14 protein-coding genes are annotated in these 17373 nt (G+C 69.7%); 7 read left to right on the forward strand and 7 right to left on the reverse strand.

The genetic code is table 11. The annotated features are described in order from the left end of the window. Positions 1–207: 207 nt before the first annotated feature. Both NR798_RS44155 and NR798_RS44160 read right to left on the reverse strand, forming a co-directional pair. Complete coding sequence (locus NR798_RS44155; protein ID WP_375768634.1) at positions 208–2163, reverse strand: Hint domain-containing protein; 1956 nt, start codon at positions 2161–2163, stop codon at positions 208–210. 319 nt (positions 2164–2482) lie between these two features. Next, positions 2483–3070: a hypothetical protein gene (locus tag NR798_RS44160; protein ID WP_375768635.1), complete on the reverse strand. Its 588-nt coding sequence runs from the start codon at positions 3068–3070 to the stop codon at positions 2483–2485. Between the two features lie 199 nt (positions 3071–3269). Here NR798_RS44160 and NR798_RS44165 point away from each other — a divergent pair, with 199 nt between their 5' ends. The 3 genes from NR798_RS44165 to NR798_RS44175 all read left to right on the forward strand — a co-directional run bounded on the left by NR798_RS44165 (position 3270) and on the right by NR798_RS44175 (position 6872). Continuing rightward, positions 3270–4478: an OmpP1/FadL family transporter gene (locus tag NR798_RS44165; RefSeq protein ID WP_375768636.1), complete on the forward strand. Its 1209-nt coding sequence runs from the start codon at positions 3270–3272 to the stop codon at positions 4476–4478. A 97-nt stretch (positions 4479–4575) separates the two neighbouring features. Continuing rightward, complete coding sequence (locus NR798_RS44170; protein WP_375768637.1) at positions 4576–5853, forward strand: YecA family protein; 1278 nt, start codon at positions 4576–4578, stop codon at positions 5851–5853. A gap of 191 nt (positions 5854–6044) precedes the next feature. Then, entirely contained in the window at positions 6045–6872 is an 828-nt protein-coding gene (locus NR798_RS44175; RefSeq protein ID WP_375768638.1) for an SAM-dependent methyltransferase, read from the forward strand. Positions 6873–6884: 12 nt separating this feature from the next. Here the strand turns inward: NR798_RS44175 and NR798_RS44180 are convergent, their stop codons facing one another. The 5 genes from NR798_RS44180 to NR798_RS44200 form a co-directional block, all read right to left on the reverse strand. After that, entirely contained in the window at positions 6885–7430 is a 546-nt protein-coding gene (locus NR798_RS44180; protein WP_375768639.1) for a DUF6036 family nucleotidyltransferase, read from the reverse strand. Next, positions 7423–7902, reverse strand: a complete 480-nt coding sequence (locus NR798_RS44185) for a hypothetical protein (RefSeq protein WP_375768640.1) — start codon at positions 7900–7902, stop codon at positions 7423–7425. Before NR798_RS44185 ends, NR798_RS44180 begins: the two co-directional genes overlap by 8 nt. 49 nt (positions 7903–7951) lie before the next feature. Next, entirely contained in the window at positions 7952–10624 is a 2673-nt protein-coding gene (cglD, locus tag NR798_RS44190) for an adventurous gliding motility lipoprotein CglD (protein ID WP_375768641.1), read from the reverse strand. Positions 10625–10804: 180 nt separating this feature from the next. Continuing rightward, the gene (locus NR798_RS44195; RefSeq protein WP_375768642.1) at positions 10805–11458 is read right to left on the reverse strand and encodes a class I SAM-dependent methyltransferase; all 654 of its coding nucleotides are present in this window, start codon (positions 11456–11458) and stop codon (positions 10805–10807) included. Between the two features lie 222 nt (positions 11459–11680). After that, positions 11681–13246: an LVIVD repeat-containing protein gene (locus NR798_RS44200; protein WP_375768643.1), complete on the reverse strand. Its 1566-nt coding sequence runs from the start codon at positions 13244–13246 to the stop codon at positions 11681–11683. Between the two features lie 189 nt (positions 13247–13435). On the opposite strand from NR798_RS44200, the gene NR798_RS44205 reads away from it, so the two are divergent. The 4 genes from NR798_RS44205 to NR798_RS44220 are packed head-to-tail and all read left to right on the forward strand — an operon-like array spanning position 13436 to position 17331. Further along, the gene (locus tag NR798_RS44205) at positions 13436–14794 is read left to right on the forward strand and encodes a WD40/YVTN/BNR-like repeat-containing protein (protein WP_375768644.1); all 1359 of its coding nucleotides are present in this window, start codon (positions 13436–13438) and stop codon (positions 14792–14794) included. Position 14795: 1 nt separating this feature from the next. Next, complete coding sequence (locus NR798_RS44210) at positions 14796–15413, forward strand: hypothetical protein (protein WP_375768645.1); 618 nt, start codon at positions 14796–14798, stop codon at positions 15411–15413. Beyond that, the gene (locus tag NR798_RS44215; protein WP_375768646.1) at positions 15410–16639 is read left to right on the forward strand and encodes a YncE family protein; all 1230 of its coding nucleotides are present in this window, start codon (positions 15410–15412) and stop codon (positions 16637–16639) included. The genes NR798_RS44210 and NR798_RS44215 overlap by 4 nt, the downstream gene beginning before the upstream one ends. Beyond that, positions 16636–17331 (forward strand): c-type cytochrome, encoded by a 696-nt coding sequence (locus NR798_RS44220; RefSeq protein ID WP_375768647.1) that lies wholly within the window; start codon positions 16636–16638, stop codon positions 17329–17331. Before NR798_RS44215 ends, NR798_RS44220 begins: the two co-directional genes overlap by 4 nt. The last annotated feature ends 42 nt before the right edge of the window (positions 17332–17373 follow it).

Genomic DNA, 17373 nt, shown 5'->3' on the forward strand with positions numbered 1-17373 from the left:
AAAGGATTGGGTAATTCCTTTCCCATACCCGGTTCTGTAGAAAGGATTGGGAAAAGATTTTCCTTTCCTTTTCGCCTGTAGAAAGGTGGGGGGAGGTGTGATTCCACCCAGGACCGCGGGGCGAGGGGGGGAAAAGCAGAAGGGCCGCCCCGGTGTGTCCGGGACGGCCCTTCGTCGAACTGGGACGTCGAAGGTGTGGCGGTGGGCCTAGCGGCGCGCGCTCGGGTGCCTGCGGGCCTGGGACAGCTGGAAGTCCTGGTGCCAGGCGCCATGGAGCCGCGCCAGCACCGCCCGCGAGTCCACGAGCCGGGCCTTCTCCAGCTCCTCCTGCAGCTTGCTGTCACCCACCAGGAAGCCATCAGCGTACAGCGTGCGCGCCTCGGGCCCCTGGCCGGCCAGCTCCTCCGGGGTGCCCAGCGCGAAGTTGTAGACGAGCCCGCCGTAGGGGACGCGCTCCACCGCCACCAGCTTCCGGGCCCCGGTGCGCGTCAGCACGGCGTCGCCCACCTTCAGCTCGCCGGCCTGCACCACGCCGCGCGCCAGCGTCACCATGGGGTGCGTCTCCGTCACCCGCACCTCGCCCCCCTGCTCGTCGCGCAGCTTCACCAGCGGGTTGCTCTCCCCTCCGCGCGTCACGGACGTCACCGTCAGCGCCTGGCCCCGCGTCAGCAGCTTCTCGCCCACCTTCACCTGCTGCACCGGCACGTTCTTTCCGTCCGCCCTCGTCACCCGCGTGCCCTCCGCGAGGCAGCCCCGCTTGTAGTCCACCGGCTTCACCACCTTGCGCGAGGGGCAGCGGAAGGGCTCGGGCTCACCGCCGTACGGGTCCGGGCAGGTGCCCTCGGTGTAGACCCAGATCTCCAGCCGGGCGTTCTGCGCGTGCGTCAGGCAGTTGCCCGTGCCGAAATCCAGGATGCCATTGAAGGGGTACTCCCCGGGCTTCGTGGGCGTCGTCCAGGGCAGCTGCCCCTTGCCCACCACGGTGTCGGGCGCCGTGCCCGCCTCACACCAGCCACCCGCGTCCATCAGGATGGCCGCCACCTTGCTCGTCACCTTCGTCACCGTGCACTCCTCGAGGACGTGGGGCACGAACTTCCCGCGGGCCGGAATCTGGAAGCGCGTCGGGTCCACCGGCTTCACCGCGGGCTCCCAGTACGCGCCCGGGTCCGGCGTCCACACTGGCGTGCCGCTGCTCGTGGAGGCCTCCAGCGCGGCCACGTCCACCGCGGCGATGCCCGTGGCACCCGAGGCAGGGAAGGGCGTCCACGTCCCATCCGGCTCGGCGCGCACCAGGCCGTAATCACAATCCAGGTAGCCGCCGGTGGCTCCGCGCTCCAGACACAGGCGGATGGCCTTGTCGGGCGAGTCCTCGAGAATGTCCCGCGGGTGCTCGATGACGAGGTCCCCCTCCCCCGCCGCCGGCACCGGGTGCAGCGTGGTGGACACCGACGTATAGGTGAGCTGCTCCTCGCCCGTCATCTCGTTGAAGGCCATGGCCAGCGAGTCCACCAGCAGCTCCCGGTCATACTGCCGCGACACCGAGACGGAGACGGGCGCCGTCTCCAGCACCTTGCCGGCGTACTCCTCGTAGGACTCGTTGGCGAGCAGCTCGAAGGACGCGTGGTCGTCGTCCGTGAGGAAGGCACTGAGGTCCACGTAGCCGTAGTCCGAGCCGCCGAAGCAGGAGGTGAGGCCCGTGCCACTGAAGCGGGCGCGGAGGGCGTCACTGCTGATGAGGCCGAGCGGAATCATGTGCCCGCACCACGAGCCGTCACCCGAGGCCGAGGCCCCCGTGGCGCGCAGCACCCCGGCGGGAGCCCCCATGGGCCGCTCGGGCAGGGGCAGCCGGCGGTGGAGCTCGTCCAGGCGCAGGAAGAGCCGGGGCGCGTTCAGGGCGGTGAGCCCCGAGGCCTTGAGCCGGTTCATCACGAAGCGGTAGTGCACCTCATCGCTCAAATCCAGCGGCATCTTCTCGTTGTCGCCGCTCTTGAGCGCCTGCGCGCGCAGCGACGCCTGCCATTGCGCGTAGCGCCGCGCCATCTCGCGCGAGTCCTCGGCGAGCACCTGCTTGTCCACCTCTTGTGTGGCGGGGGGCTGCCGTTGCTGGCTGCACGCGGCCGAGAGCGCGGCCAGCATCATCAGGGTCAGAAAGCGACTTCTCATGATTCCATCCGAAGCAAGGGGGATGAGGGTGCACCTCCCCTTTCTTCCAGGGAGGAGGAGCCCTGGTGACGTGGTCACGCGTGGGATTCGAAGGTGATGGGTCGGAGTGAACACGTCCCGGCTCACAGCCAACGTGTGTCCGCCTGCCGCTGCGTGCAGAGGGAACACGGTTGCCTGTTGAATCCCAGAACAACCCGAGCCGGGCGTGCGTCTCACGCCCGACGTTCAAGGGTGTCAGCGGATGGACTCGGCCCGCCAGTTGTGTCGGCGGGCCGCAATGCCTCTCAGCCAGTCAGAGACTGAGTGGGAAAAATTTTTCCTATTGCTTCTTCACCGACTCAAGCAGCTTGCGGAAGTTCTTCTCGGCGCTGGCGACGGTGCGCTCGGGGCCGGTGAGCTTGAAGAAGAGGGGGCCCTCAGGGCCCTCGACGATGGCGCCCAGCAGACGGTAGCCGGGCTTGGGGGTGGAGGGGCCCATCATGGGGCCGCCGCCCGTGTAGGTGCCCTTCACGTCCAGCGTGGTGATGGCGAGTCCGTTGACGCTCTCCTTCTTGGAGCGCGCGTCCTTGTCGGTGATGGGGGTGCCATCGGCCTTCTGGAACTGGCCCAGCCAGCGCTTCACGTTGGCATCCACCGCGCCGCCCTGGCCAGCGCCGAAGTAGAAGATGGCCAGCTCGGCGCCGTCCGTATCCCCCTTGGCCGGAGCAATGCGGTAGGTGGCCACGCGCATGGGGCGCGCGCCCTGCGTCTCCCAGCCCGAGGGGGACGTCCAGGTGAGCCCGCCCGCCTCGGGAGCGCCCGCGGGGGCCTGCTGCGCCGGAGGAGCCGGAGGAGGAGTCTGCTGCGCCTGGGCCTGGGCCACGCCCACGGCCGCCATGAGTGTCATCGCACCGAGCAGTCGTTTCATGGGCCCAACCTATATCCGGGAATGCCCCACCCGGCATCGTCCGTCTTCCACGCAACGTGAAGGGCCGGGCCCCCCCTCCGCTCTGTCCAGGAGCGCACGCGCCATGGCCCGCCGGACGGGGATGCTTCACCCCGGGTACGACTCAACCTTACCCCACCAAAGCCAAACGCAGTCGGTCGTCGCGAAGAAGGACTCGCGTATGAAGAAGACACTCACGGTCGTGACACTGCTCGCCGCGGGCGCCAGCCAGGCCGCCGGTATCGCCATCGACGCCCAGGGGGGCCGGGCCACCGGCATGGGCTCGACGGGCGTGGCGAGCATGAAGGATGCCTCGTCCATCTACTACAACCCGGCGGGCATCCTCGGGGTGAACAAGCTGGACATCCAGCTCGGCGACTCGCTCATCCTCGGGCACCTGGGCTTCACCGCGGATGCGACGGGCGTCGAGCAGACGCAGGATCCGATGTCGCCCCCGCCGCACGGCTACGTCGTCTACAAAATCACCGACCAGCTCGCGGCGGGCGTGGGGGTCTTCACGCCCTATGGCGCCAAGAGCAAGTGGCCGGAGGACTTCGTGGGACGGCGGATCGCCCGGGAGTCGAATGTGGCCACCTTCGACATCAACCCCACGGTGGCGTTCGCGCCCATGAGTTGGCTGCGGCTCGGAGTAGGCTTCCAGGCCGTGTACGGCACGCTGGATGCGCGGCGGCAGATCGTCGTGCCCGCGGGTCCCGCCGCCGGAGCCACGGGCGAGCTGGCGCTGTCCACCAGCACCTGGGGCCTCGGCTACAACGCGGGCCTCCAGGCGGACGTGCTGCCGGGGATGCTGACGCTCGGCGCGCACTTCCGCAGCCGGGTACTGATGTTCCTCGAAGGCGACGCGGACTTCTCGGACTTCCCGGCCGCGGTGGCCCCGGCGTTCCCGGACCAGGACGTCCGGCTGGATGTCGAGCTGCCGGCCACGCTGGGGTTGGGCGTGTCCTTCACCCCGCTGCAGCAGCTGACGCTGGCCGCCGACGTCAACTGGGTGCAGTGGTCCTCCATGCGGCAGCTCCTCTTCGAGTTCCAGAGCAACCCCGAGTTCAACCAGCCGTCCGTCAAGAACTGGGAGGACCGGTGGAACTTCCACGTGGGCGCTGAGTACAAGGTGACGGCCGCGCTGGCGGTGCGCGCGGGCTTCGTCTACGACCCGACACCCTCCCCCGAGGAGACGCTCGCGCCGGACCTGCCGGATGAAGACCGCATCCGGGTGGCCCTGGGCCTGGGCTATGCCTTCTCCGCCTTCCGGGTGGACGCGGCCTACCAGTTCATCTCCCTGATGGAGCACCGGAGCACCTTCACGCCGTTGCCGGGCACCTACCAGGGCTCGGCGCACGTGATTGGCCTGACGCTTGGTTACTCGCCCTGACGCGTCCGCCCTGCTAGGGAGGACACCTGGGTGAAGACGGGGCCCGGCACTACTGTGTGCCGGGCCCCGTCGTTTTGACTTCGAGAGGTATGAGGACATGAGCCGCCAGAAGCCCGGACGCAACGACCCCTGCCCCTGCGGGAGTGGCAAGAAATACAAGGTCTGCCATGCCGCCGAGGACCGGGCCCAGGAGGCGGCCGCCGCGCCCAAGCCCGCCGCGCACCCGCTCGCCAATGACTTGCAGGCGGCGCTGGACATGCTGGGGGCCGGGGACATGTCGCGCGTGTCCGAGACGTTGGATCATCTGGGCGAGCTGCTGACGCAGTGGGGCCCCGGCCCGGGCCTGCGCTTCGACGCCGAGGCTTTCAACAAGCACGTGTCGCACGAGCTGGAGCGCCTGGAGGACGCCGTCGCGAGGGACCCGGCCCAGGCGCGCAACTCGCTGCGGCTGGGCACGGTGCACGAGCTGGGGACGAAGGCGTTCCTGGAGAAGCTGCGGAGCACGCTGCTGGTGCGGGCCACGACGGCGGGCCTGAGCGCGGAGGACCGGCAGGCGCTGTGCCTGGGGGCGCTGCTGGCCACCACGCCGAAGAGCGGCAGCTTCCAGCCCGAGGACCGGCCGGTGCTGGACGTGGTGTTCGGCGTGCAGTTCCGCGAGTGGGGCGCGCGGCACGGGCAGGAGCTGGCCTCGAAGCTGGAGACGCTCGCCGAGCACGCGGACCTCTCCGACGAGGCGCGCGAGGTGCTGCGCAAGGCGGGCGAGGGCGAGATGGATCCGCTGGTGAAGTACGTGGAGTCGGATCCGCAGCTGGCCGCGCGCATCACGCAGGAGGCCAAGGACCGCTCGTCGCGGGTGGAGACGGCGATGCGGCAGAGCATGACGCCCTCCGTCTTCACGCCCGAGGAGCAGGTGTGGCTCACGAGCGTGCTGTGGGAGCCGCTGAACGCGCTGAAGGTACCGGGCATGGATGCGAAGGCCCGGACGGCGGCGGTGAGCGCGTTCCTGGGAGCGGTGAGGGCGGCGTTGGACTCGGACCGGGAGATGCTGCCGGGGATGCTGGAGCGGATGCGAGCGAAGGCGAAGGACACGGCGCTGGACGAGCCGACGCGCGCCTTCTTCTCGGATGCGGCGGTGGCCTTCGAGGCGGAGCCGGTGCGGATGATCCTCGCGGCGATCCTCACCTCGTACAGCGAGCCCCAGGCGCGCTCGGCGGAGGAGCAGGTGGTGAGGGCGGACCTGGAGGCCAAGACGCGGTGGACGGCCGAGGACCTGGAGCCCTACCGCAAGCTGCTGGAGGACATGAACCAGCCCGCGGCGGCCGAGCGGCTCCGCCGGGCCCAGGAGTGGCTGCGCACCCATCCCATCTCCATGTAAGGAATTGGGTTGCGAGCACCCTCTCCCGCTGGGAGAGGGCCGGGGTGAGCCGCGCTTCCAGGAGTTCCCAGGCCGCGTCGAGGGGGTTGGCGGGCCTGATGGCCTCGCAACGGTGCTTGGAGCGAGGCCACCCGCGACCTCCGAGGGGCTTCGGGCGTATGCTGTGGGGGCCCCCCTATCCGTCGAGCACCATGACCGCGGAAAGCAAAGCGACACCGGAAGCCGTGGCGCGGCATTACGACTACATCACGCCGTTCTACGAGATCATCGCCAGCAGGAGTCTGCACTTCGGCTACTGGCCCCCGGGTGAAACCGGCGGTTCCTTTGGCGAGGCCCAGCAGCGCTTCACCGAGCTGATGATCAAACTGCTCGGGAGCCAGAAGGGACACCACGTGCTCGACGTCGGGTGTGGACTCGGGGAGCCGGCGACGCGGCTGGCCCAGAGCACCGGATGCAGGGTGGAGGGAATCACCATCAGCCCGCGGCAGGCGGCGCAGGCCGAGCGGTGGGCGAGCCTGCACGAGATGAGCGGACAGACGACGTTCCGCTGCGGCGACGCCGCGGCGCTGCCGTTCGCCGCCGGGTCCTTCGATGAGGCGTGGGCGCTGGAGTCGCTCTTCCACATGCCCGATCAAGCCAAGGTGCTGCGCGAGGTGGCGCGAGTCCTTCACCCGGGCGGACGGCTGCTCGTGGCCGACATCGTCCTCTCGGACAAGGCGACGCCGGAGGATCGGTCCTTCCTGCAGCACTCGTTCGTCGCCCGGAGCATCATCACCGCCGAGGATTACCCGTATCTCATCCGCGACACGGGCTTCGAGCTCGAGCAGATCCTGGACATCACCCCCAACGTGCTGGAGACGTTCAACGCGTTGGCCACCGCCGTCCAGGGGAAGGAGGCGGAGGTGAGGCGGGCGTACAGCGACGAGTTCCTCGCGGCCATCCAGGAGCAATGGGCCCGAATCACGGAGACCGCGAGGCGCTGCATGGGCTACGTCGTCATCACGGCGAAGCGCTCGTAAGAAGGCGCGGCATCAAAGACCCGCCGCGGCCTGCTGCGCCACCGGCTCGCCGAACAGGAGGGCAACGACCTCCAGGAAGGCGAGCCGGAACATGCCCCGGCTGCCAATCACGTCGGTCTCGTGAAAGCGGGCAATGAGTGTCTCGAGCACGAGAGGGGCCTCCTCGTGCATCTCGCGGATGGCCTCCAGGTCATTCGCCGCTCCGCGCACCGTCTTCATCAACGCGAGATCGTGCCGCTCGGGAACCCAGACCGTCAGTTGCTTCAACCCGAGGTGCTCGACTCGTAGGAGACGGCTCTCGAAATCCTGTGGGGCCTGGGCGACTCCGGCAGGAGAGACGGGCACATCGAGCTGGAGCCGCGCTCTTGCCCGCTGGCACGCCGCCCAGAAGGCGGGGGAGGGATTGCTCCAGAGGTCGATATCGCGGGTCGCATAGCTGTTGCGATAGGCGATGCTGAGTGCCGCCCCACCAATGATGATGATCTCCTGAGCCGTCTCCAGCTCGTCATCCACGGCTCGGAGGAACTGCTCCAGCAGTGTGGCGTCGTGCTCACGCACTGTGTTTTTGAACCAGCGCCCGCACGCTGTCCTCGCTCATGTCGAGCCAAAAGCCCCAGCGTTTCGCCACAGGCGGCGTCCTCTGGCGGGCCAGCTCCCGGCCGAACTCACTGCGCGGCTCGTGGAAGAAGCGCAGCGTCCCCTCGGCGGGAGGCCGCAAGGTGGCCACGCCTTGCATCAACTCGGGCCGCCCCATCGCTTGCGCGGTGAGTTCCACCAACAACCCGAGCTCGGCCTCGACCGATGCGTCACGCGCCAGCTCATGCAGCCGCTCCCAATCGAGCGCATGCACGTTCCGGAGCAGCACCAAGGGAAGGACCCGGAACAAAGCCGGGTGCGCATGCGAGAGGCCGAGCCCCTGCACCAGCGCCTGCTCCAGGGCCATGTGACGCACGGGCCTCCAGCTCACCAGCGGTGCGCCATAAGCCACGAGCGTCTCGTGCACGGGGTTGGAGTGGTCGGTGCCATTCATGTTCGAACCCTCTTGAGCTTAATCCCGGCCTGCCTCCGCGTCAGGTGGCTCACGGCCCGGCGCCGTCGGGCGCCTTCACCGAGTCCACCCAGTACTGGTACGAGACGGCCACCTGGGTCGTATCGCTCGCCGGGCGGCAGGCGCCGAAGAAGGAGAGCGTGCGCGCGCTGCCGTCGAAGTCGAAGCCGTTGACCGTGCTGCGCGGGATGTTGCCGCTCGCCGTGCAGACCGCCGGGTCGCGCACGTTCTCCATCGCCACCTTGATGGATGCACCGATGGGGGCCTTGAGGGTCTTGTAGCCCGCGTTGCCGATGGTGTCGTCGATGATCGCCTCCATCGAGGCCATGACGGAGGCGGTATCGCGGATGGAGCCGAGCACACCGCCCGTCGCCCTCACCACCGCCGCGTGACGCAGCTGCGACACCCCGCTCACCGGCTGCGGATTGAACTCGCGGGTGGCCTCCGACAGGGTGCAGGGCACTCCCGGGCCGCAGCCGCAGGCCATACCGTCCGGGCACACGATGCCGTGCACGGCAATCCGCTTGCCCGTCTTGTTGGTGGGCGCCAGCCCCGAGCCGTCACCGAAGAAACTCACGAAGTGCGTGACACTCTCGCAGCTGCTCCCCGCCGTCTCCTTGGTTCCCCCCATCCCGCAGTTCATGACGGTCGTGGTGTAGCCCGACGTCTGGTCATCCGCGTCCCCGAGCAGCACCACCACGAGCGTGGCATCCGCGCGCGCCTGGGTGGGGGACTCGGGGGCGGCCGGCCCGGTGCCCGGCGTCATGTCGTCGATGGCCTTGCGGGCCGCACCGAGCACCCCCTCGGTGCCGTTGCCGCCGATGCCCACCCAGCAGCCGCCGTTGACGCCCTGGGAGGCATCCCCGGGGCAGGCCGCGGACTCGGACGGGTCGAGCTGACTGCACGTCCCTCCCGTGGTGCTCGAGCACGTGCTGTTCTCCGTGAGCCAGGACTTCACCTTGCTCACGTTGCGGGTGAAGTGCCGCAGCCTGCCCGAGTTGCCCGTGCCTGCCAGGTGGTAGGACGAGGTGACCATCGCCATGCGCCAGTCCGTGGACGAGGCATTGAGCGCCTCCGCAGCGGACCGGGCGGTGGCGGCCAACGCCGCCTGCGAGCCCATCATCGAGCCGCTGTCGTCCACGACGAAGAGGAAGTCCACCTGGGTCTGCGGGAGTTGGAAACGCTCGCACTGCACCGCCGTGGGCTCGCCGAACTGGGCGAGCGCGGAGCCATCCGAGAGGTTCTTGATGGAGAAAGCCGCCGGCGTGGCGCGGTTGCCGCCCGTCACGCCCACCAGGGGCGCCACGGCGATGAGCACCACGACGCTCTGATTCGAGCGGTGCACGAAGAGCGTCTGGAGCCGGAAGTCGCCCGTGACTCCCGCCGCCGCGCTGCTGAGCCGGCCCGTGCTGCCCGGCACCAGTGCGTCCACCAGTTGGTCCGTGCGGCGCTTGAGATCCGTGGACGAACCGGCCTGGTCATAGAAGGCCTGCACGGCCTCGAAGCCCTCCCACGTCTTGAACACCTGGGCGGTCCGGTTGCGCAGGGCGCCCTTGGACTCGATGGCGGGCCGCAGCGCCTCCTCGTCGCCGAGCGGGTCCGTGGCATCCAGCGGCGCGGGCTGGCGGAAGGCGAGGAACGCCGTCTTCGTGGTGCTGTCGTAGCCGACCAGGCCCTTCACCTCGGTGCCTGACTTGAGCTGCGTGACCTCCGTGAAGGAGGGCGGGAGTGCCAGCTTGATGTCCGCCCCGCTCTCGGACTGGAACGTCACCGGGCGCAGCTTGTCGTCGGTGCACACCTGTCCGGCAGGGCCCGTCGCATCCGGTATCGTGGGGTCCAGCTCACCAGGGTCCACCTTGCCGTTCTGGTTGGCGTCCTCGGCACCATCGCGCACCCCGTCACCATCGGTGTCCGCGTTGACCGGGCTCGTCTTCAGCTCCGCGCTCGCGTCGTCCGGCAGCGTGCAAGCCGTGCCCATCACCGGCTCGTCCACGCCCAGCTCGAGCCCGTCCTGGAGACCATCTCCATCGGTATCCGCCAGGCCCGGGTCGGTCCGCAGCCCGCCCTCGTAGACGGCCGAGAACTCGACCGCGTCGCTCAGGCCGTCACAGTCGGTGTCCTTGGTCGCGTTGTTCGGATCGCTCGGATTCGGCCCCGTGCCTGCGTCTGGCTCCGTGCCTGCGTCTGGCTCCGTGCCTGCGTCTGGCTCCGTGCCTGCGTCTGGCTCCGTGCCTGCATCTGGCTCGACTCCACCATCGGGCTCACCCGTACCCGCGTCACCGGTGCCAGTGCCCGCGTCTCCCGTACCCGCGTCTCCCGTACCCGCGTCTCCTGTCCCCGCGTCTCCCGTGTTGCCCCCATCGGAGGCCGGCCGGATGCACCGGAACTCCCGGCAGACGTAGTCCTCCGCGCAGTCCACCGTCCGCAGGCATTCGGGACGACACACGCCCTGCAGGCACAGGTTCGGCTCGGCGCACTCCGAGTTGTAGACGCAGCTCTGCACTCCCGCGTCGTTCCCACCATCCGTGTCCTCGCGGACGCAGCGCTGGTCGGTGCAGGCATAGCCCTCGTCGCAGTCCACGTCCTTCATGCACTCGGGGGCACACGTGCCGCTCTTGCAGACGTTCCCGTCCTCGCAATCCGAGTTGTAGAGGCACTCCGGCCTCGGCCCCGGGCAACCCACCCCCGTTGTCAGCAGAGTCACGAGCAGGGCGAGCAGCGTTCCCCGGGAGGAGTGAGATACACGAGCGGAAGACACGGATTGAAGACCTCGGCCAGCACCGGCATCCCTGAGGTCCCTCCTCGGCTGCGTGCTGGCGGGCCCAGCCTGAAACAACCTCGTCCCGGTTTCCAGCCTGGAGCTGCCCGCGGACTGGCCGCTCGCTCACCCCCGCTGGAACACCAGGAAGTACTGGTCCGGGAGGAAGTCGTGCGTCTGGGAAAGCCCGTACCCCGCCGCTTCCATCTCCCCTCGCACCTGCTCGGGCGACAGCTTGTGCTCCCGGGGCGGCCCCTTCGGCGACTCCACCCGGAAGTCGATGATCACCACCCGCCCCCCAGTCCTCAGCTTCTCACCGAGCCGCCGCATGTAGGCCACCCGGTCGCCAATGTGGTGGTACGTGTCCACGATGAGCCCCACGTCCACCGGCTCTGGCAGCTTCGGGTCCTCCGCCCCACCCAGCACCGCTTCCAGGTTGCTCAGGCCCTCGCGCTTCGCTCGCTCGCCCAGGTAGCGCGCCATGTCCGGCTCGATGTCCACGCCGTACACCCGCCCCTGTGGCACCGCCCGCGCCAGCCTCACCGCGAAGTAGCCCGTCCCCGCTCCGATGTCCGCCACCTTCGCGTCCGCCGGCAGGGACAGGGCCTTCACCACCTCGTCCGGCTTCTGCCAGGTGTCGCGCTCCGGCTCCTCGAAGCGCTTCGCCCACTCCTCCGCGTTCTCGAAGCGGTGCGGCATCGCCCCATGGTGCTCCCCATGGGCGTGTTCCTTGGACGGCTGGTGCGCGCAGGCCGTGGCACACAGCAGCACCGCGGTCATGAGGGGGCGTACGGCTCGGAATGCGGGGAAGACGCTCGGGATCATCTGGTTGCCTCCGGTTCAGGGGCGCCGAGCGTATGTCCCACGGTGACTGTGTCCACGGGGGTGAACGTGAAATGCTCGATACCCTCACCCCGTCCCTCTCCCAGAGGGCGAGGGGAAAGGTGCAACCCCGGTCACAGGTACCCTCACCCCGTCCCTCCCCCGGAGGGCGAGGGGTGATTACGGCTCCGGGAAGATGAGCAGGCCCCTCGAGGTGTCGATGACGTACACGTACCCGTCTCCCGGCACCCTCATGCCGATCGCCCCCTCGTAGAAGCTCTCTCCCCGGCCCGGATCCGTCTCGCGGAAGGTGTTGTAGTACGCCACCTCCTTCGGGCTCTCCGGCACGGACACGTCCAGCACCCTCACCCCGTGGTGATAGTGCGAGATGTAGAGCCGCTCTCCCTTCAGCACCATGTTGTGGATGGATGCGCTCGCCTCCAGCTTGTACTCGCCCAGCCGCTTCGGCTGCGCCGGATCCGTCACGTCCAGCACCCGCAGGTGTGCTCCCCAGCTCTCCCCTCCCTCGAAGGCGATCCGCCGGTCGCCGAACTTCCCCACCGCGTTCGCATGGCTCGTCGCGTACGGATACGTGTACGTGCCTACCTTCTTCGGGTTCTCCGGATCCGTCACGTCCACCATCAGGTACCCGGCCGACCAGTGGTTGATGTACAGCATCCCCTCGAACGCCAGCGCGTCATGCGGGAAGCCCACCTTCGGATCCGTCGTCGCCCCTGGCTCCGCGTACTGGCCGAGCAGCCTCGGCTCCAGCGGCTGCTGGAGGTCGAAGATGAGCGTCCGCGGCGAGGGGGCCGGTACCATCGCATACAGCCGCTCTCCCTCCACGAACACCGTGTGCACGTCGATCTGCCCCAGTCCCGACGGCACGCTCTTGAGCAGCTGCGGGCTCGCCGGGTTGGAGATGTCGAACACCACCACCCCCGTGCTCGCGCTCGCCACGTACAGCGCGTTGCCCTTCGCCCACACCCCGTTCCAATAGTGGTCGTTGGGCTGGCTGATCCGCGTCTTGAGCACCGGTGCGGCCGGGTTGCTCACGTCGAACACCGTGAGGCCTCCGCGCTCGCCCCCATCCGGAATGGACACCACGTACGCGTGGCCCTGCGTGACGTAGATGTCCACCGGCAGGCCCTGCTCCACGAACGACTCGGAGAGGAGCCCCAGTCCCGAGGCCTCCGCCTCGCCCGCGCGCCGCATCCACCGCTCCGCCAGGAAGGTGCCCGAGCCACTCGCCTTGCCGTTGCGGCAGTTGACGTAGCAGCCGTACAGCGTGCTGCCCTCGGCGCGGCACCCCACCACCGAGTTGCGCTGGGTCACCGATGACGACTGCCTGCGCGTGCTCGACAGGAAGAAGGAGCCCGCGTCCACCTTGCGCTCCGTCGGCGCCGCTCCCCGGAACGAGTCGAGGCTCCCGTCCGCCGACACGCGGAAGGACCCCACGTTGACGCTGAGCGGATCGGCATCGCCGCGGTACACCATCGTGTAGATGCCGTCCCGAGGCATGCCCGCCAGCGAGCCCGAGTCACACCCCGAGAGGTTGAAGGCCTCCAGGTCTCCGCAGGCGATCGCCGTGGTGTTGAGCACCTCGCACGCCGCGTAGCGGCCCGTGTCCTCCCAGTCCCCCAATGCGTCGGTGATGACCGGCGGCTCCGGCTCCTCGCGGGTGCAGGCGGACAACGGCAGGACTCCAGCGACCAGGATCGCACAGGCGCGACGCGTCCATCTCATGTCGGCGTTTCCCTTTCGTGGCTCGGAGCGTTCACGATACCGCGCCCCGGGCCGGCCGTGCCCCGCGCTCGCGCACGCCCGGTGAACGAGCGGGCCGCCAGACACATATCCATCCCCTCTCACCGGCCCTCGGTATACCGTTCCGCACCGGACGTTTATCGTGCGGGCTCCGCCCCAGGAGGGCTTCCCATGAAACTCCTCTCCTCGCTCCGCCGCGGGGTGCTGCTGGCACCGCTCGCGCTGCTCACCACTCCCGCCCTGGCCCACCTGGGCTACCCGGACACCACCAGCGTCACCGTGCGCCGCGGCCACCCCGAGGACATGTTCCTCGGCGCCACCTTCGGGGCCGTCATCTCCCGCGACAGCGGGAAGACGTGGAGCTGGATCTGCCCCGAGTCCATGAACTACGGCGGCTGGCGTCCGGAGACCTTCCTCTGGCAGCCCGATGGCACCCTGCTCGCCGCCACCGGCGCCGCGCTCATCCGCTCGGACGACGCCGGCTGCACCTGGACGGTGCACGACTACTTCAAGGCCCAGGGGCTGTGGCCCATGGGGCTCGCCTCTCCCCCCGCCAATCCCTCGCGCCTCTGGGTGACGACGGGCCGCAGCGCCTCGCCCAACGGCATCTTCCGCAGCGACGACGGCGGCGCGACGTTCAGCCCCAGCCTGCGCAGCGACACCGCCGTCTTCACCGCCGTGAAGGTGGCGCCCTCGGATCCGCGGCGCGTCTACGTCTCCGGCGGCACGGCCACCGGCCTGCGCATCTACCGCAGCGATGACGAGGGAGAGCACTGGGAGGAGATCGCCCACCCCTTCCCCGAGTACTCGGCGGGCTCGCGCCCGTATGATCTGTTCGTCCTGCGCGTGTCGGACACCGACCCGGACCGGCTCTGGGCGCGCGTGTCCTGGCAGGGCTGGACGTACGTGCTGGAGAGCACGGATGGAGGCCGCACCTTCCGCTCCGTGCTCCACCCCGAGGGCCAGGAGCGCGACGCCATCGACGAGTACCTCATCGGCATGGAGGTGTCCCCTGACGGCAACACGCTCTGGGCCGCCACGCCCACGCGCCTCTTCCGCGTCCGCGCCGGGGAGAGCCAGGCCACGCTCCTGCCCCTGCCCGACGGCAACGCCTGCGTGCAGCGCGAGGGCGACGTCCTCTACGTCTGCGGCGCCTCCCGCGTGCACGACTGGGCCCTGGCCACCACCACCGACGAGGGCCAGACGTACACGCCCCGCTTCAACCTGCCCGACACCCGGCCTCTCGCGTGCCCCGCGGGGACTCCCACGCATGAGGTGTGCCGCCCGCGCTGGCCCCAGTTCGCGCCCACCATCGGGGCCGACCCCTCCCTGCCGTCCGAGGAGACGGGCGATGGCGGGACGGTGGATGGGGGCGCCGACGCGGGCACCGCGGATGCCGGCACCACCGACCCGCTCCCCGAGCCCCCCAAGAAGGGGTGCTCGTCCGCCACCGGCCTGCTGCCCGCGGCCTGCCTCCTCGTGCTCTCGACCCTCCGCCGTCCGCGGCGGCGCCACCACCCGGAGAACTGACATGAACGTGAGACACCTGAGCACCGCCTGCGTGGCCGCCCTCGCCCTGGCCACGTCCGCCTGTGACCCGGACACCACCGATTGCGGAGAGCCCCTCTACGCCGGCAGCTCCACCGACGAGGCCTGGCGCGCCCTGGTGGACGTGAAGCAGCGGCCCCTCGACTCCTCCGGCGCCGTCACCCTCCTCTCCCCCACCGAGGGCGAGGCGTACCCGGCCAGCGCCCCCCCGCCCACCTGGGAGTGGACCTCGCCCCTGAGCACCTCGCTGCAGCGCAGCGGCCCGGGCATGCTCGCGCTGGAGGCGGCGCCCCGTCCCTCCCGCTCCTTCACCGCCTGGCTGGGAGACCTGCTGCTCCCCACGGCCCACGCGCACCTGCCCCCGTACACCGGGGACCTCTACTGGCTGGAGATCTCCGCCGGCGGCGAGTGCCCCGTGGCCCAGGTGGTGACGTCGGAGCTGTCCTGGCAGCTGGACGCCACCACGTGGGCCGAGCTGGGCAAGCACGCGGGCAAGGACCTCACCGTGCAGGTGATGAGCGCCTACCTCGCGCAGAACCGCGTCACCGAGGGCCCCTTCCGCCTCGCCGAGCCGCGCACCTTCCGCCGGAGCGCGCAGTGAGGCGGCACCTGCTCGCGCTGCTCGCCCCGCTCGCGCTCGGGGCGTGCACCGGCACGCGGGAGCCGGAGCTCGACTTCGCGCACGACACGGCGTGGCCCTCGGGGCCGGAGCTGCCCCCGCTGGGCGGCGGGCGCATCGTCGTCACCAACAGCCTCGATGACACCGTGAGCCTGCTGGACCTGGACACGATGCTCTCGGCGGACTGGGGCGAGCTGGCGCGCGTGCCGGTGGGGCTCAACCCCGTGGAGCTGGAGGGGCCGCACCACGCCGCCTTCTCCCCGCGCGGGGACTCCTACTACGTGGGCCTCTCCTACTTCGTGCCCGGCGCTGGCTCGGGGCCGCACGGCAACCACGGCAGCGGCACCGCGGACGGCTACGCCCTCAAGCTGGATGCGAAGGACAACCGGCTGGTGGGCTCGGTGCGCGTGGACCGCAACCCGGGAGACCTCGTCCTCAGCAAGGACGGCCGCACGCTGTACCAGACGCACTTCGATCTGCTGAAGATCCAGGACGCGGCGAGGAACGGCATCACCGATGAGCGCAAGATGGACGCGCGCCTGGCCATCCTCGACGCGGACACGATGACGCGCAAGGCGATGGTGCCGCTCTGCCCCGCGCCGCACGCGGTGCGCCTGTCCCCCGACGAGAAGCGGGCCTATGCCGCGTGCATCTCGGACGAGGTGGCGGTGGTGCAGCTCGACACGCCGGAGCGCACCGTCACCCGCGTGAAGATGCCCAACCCGGGCTCCGCCCTCGCGCCGAAGCACGAGCCGTATGCGCTCACCCTGTCGCCCACGGATGGCGCGCTCTGGGTGGGCTCGCTCAAGAGCCACACGGTGCACTACCTGGACCCCGAGTCGCTCACGGTGCGGCCCGAGCGCTCCATCTACGGCCTGCGCGGCGCGCCCATGTTCGGCACCGTCACCGCGGACGGCAAGACGCTCTACCTGCCCTACCAGGCGGTGGACGCCGTGGCGGTCATCGACACGGCCACGTCCGCCATCCAGGGGGAGATCCACCTGTCGGATGCGGGCTGCCTCAACGTGCACCAGGTGGAGCTCACGCCGGATGGCCGGCACGCGCTGGCGGTATGCGAGGGAGACCACCAGGGCCCGGGCACGCTGCACGTGTTGGATCTCCAGGCGGGTGCGGTGGGCGAGGTGGTGAAGACGGTGAAGGTGGGCATCTACCCGGACTCGGTGGGCATCCTGCGGAGCACGCCATGAAGTGGTTGGGATTGGGAGCGGTGCTGCTCGCGGCCGGCTGTGGCCCCACGCCCGCGGCGGAGTATGGCGAGGAGCTGTTCCGCGACGCGGCGCTGTCGGAGAGCCAGTACAACAGCTTCTCGTGCGCCACGTGCCACGCCACCACGGCCACGCCGCCCGCGGGCAAGGTGTACGTGGGCCTCTCGCTGCACAACGTGGCCGCCCGTCCCCACTGGTGGGGCGGCTACGAGACGCGCCTGCTGGACGCGGTGAACTTCTGCTACACGGCCTTCATGCGCGGCGTCACCCCGCTCGCGCCCGAGGACCCCAAGAGCCGCGCCCTCTACGAGTACCTGGTGAGCCTCGGCCCGGATGCCCAGGCACCGGCGCAACCCTTCACCCTCGTCAAGGACATCACCGATGTGCCGCGCGGCAACGCCAGCCGGGGCGCGGACGTGTACAAGGCCGCGTGCCAGGAGTGCCACGGCGAGCCGCACACCGGGAAGGGCCGCATCACGGAGCTCGCCTCCATCCTCCCCGAGGTGGCCCAGGACTACGGCACGCTCTTCCCCGGCGTGTCTCCCGGGCTCGTCTTCATCGAGAAGGTGCGGCACGGCCGTTTCTTCGGCGTGGGCGGAAATATGCCGCCGTACAGCCAGCAAGCCTTGTCCGACCAGGACCTGGGAGCGCTGCTCGAATTTCTCAGGCTCTAGGACACATCCCCGTGAACCGTCGTAGAGTGGATGTCATTCGCG

The organism is Archangium gephyra, assembly GCF_042230915.1.
Lineage (GTDB): Bacteria > Myxococcota > Myxococcia > Myxococcales > Myxococcaceae > Archangium > Archangium gephyra_B.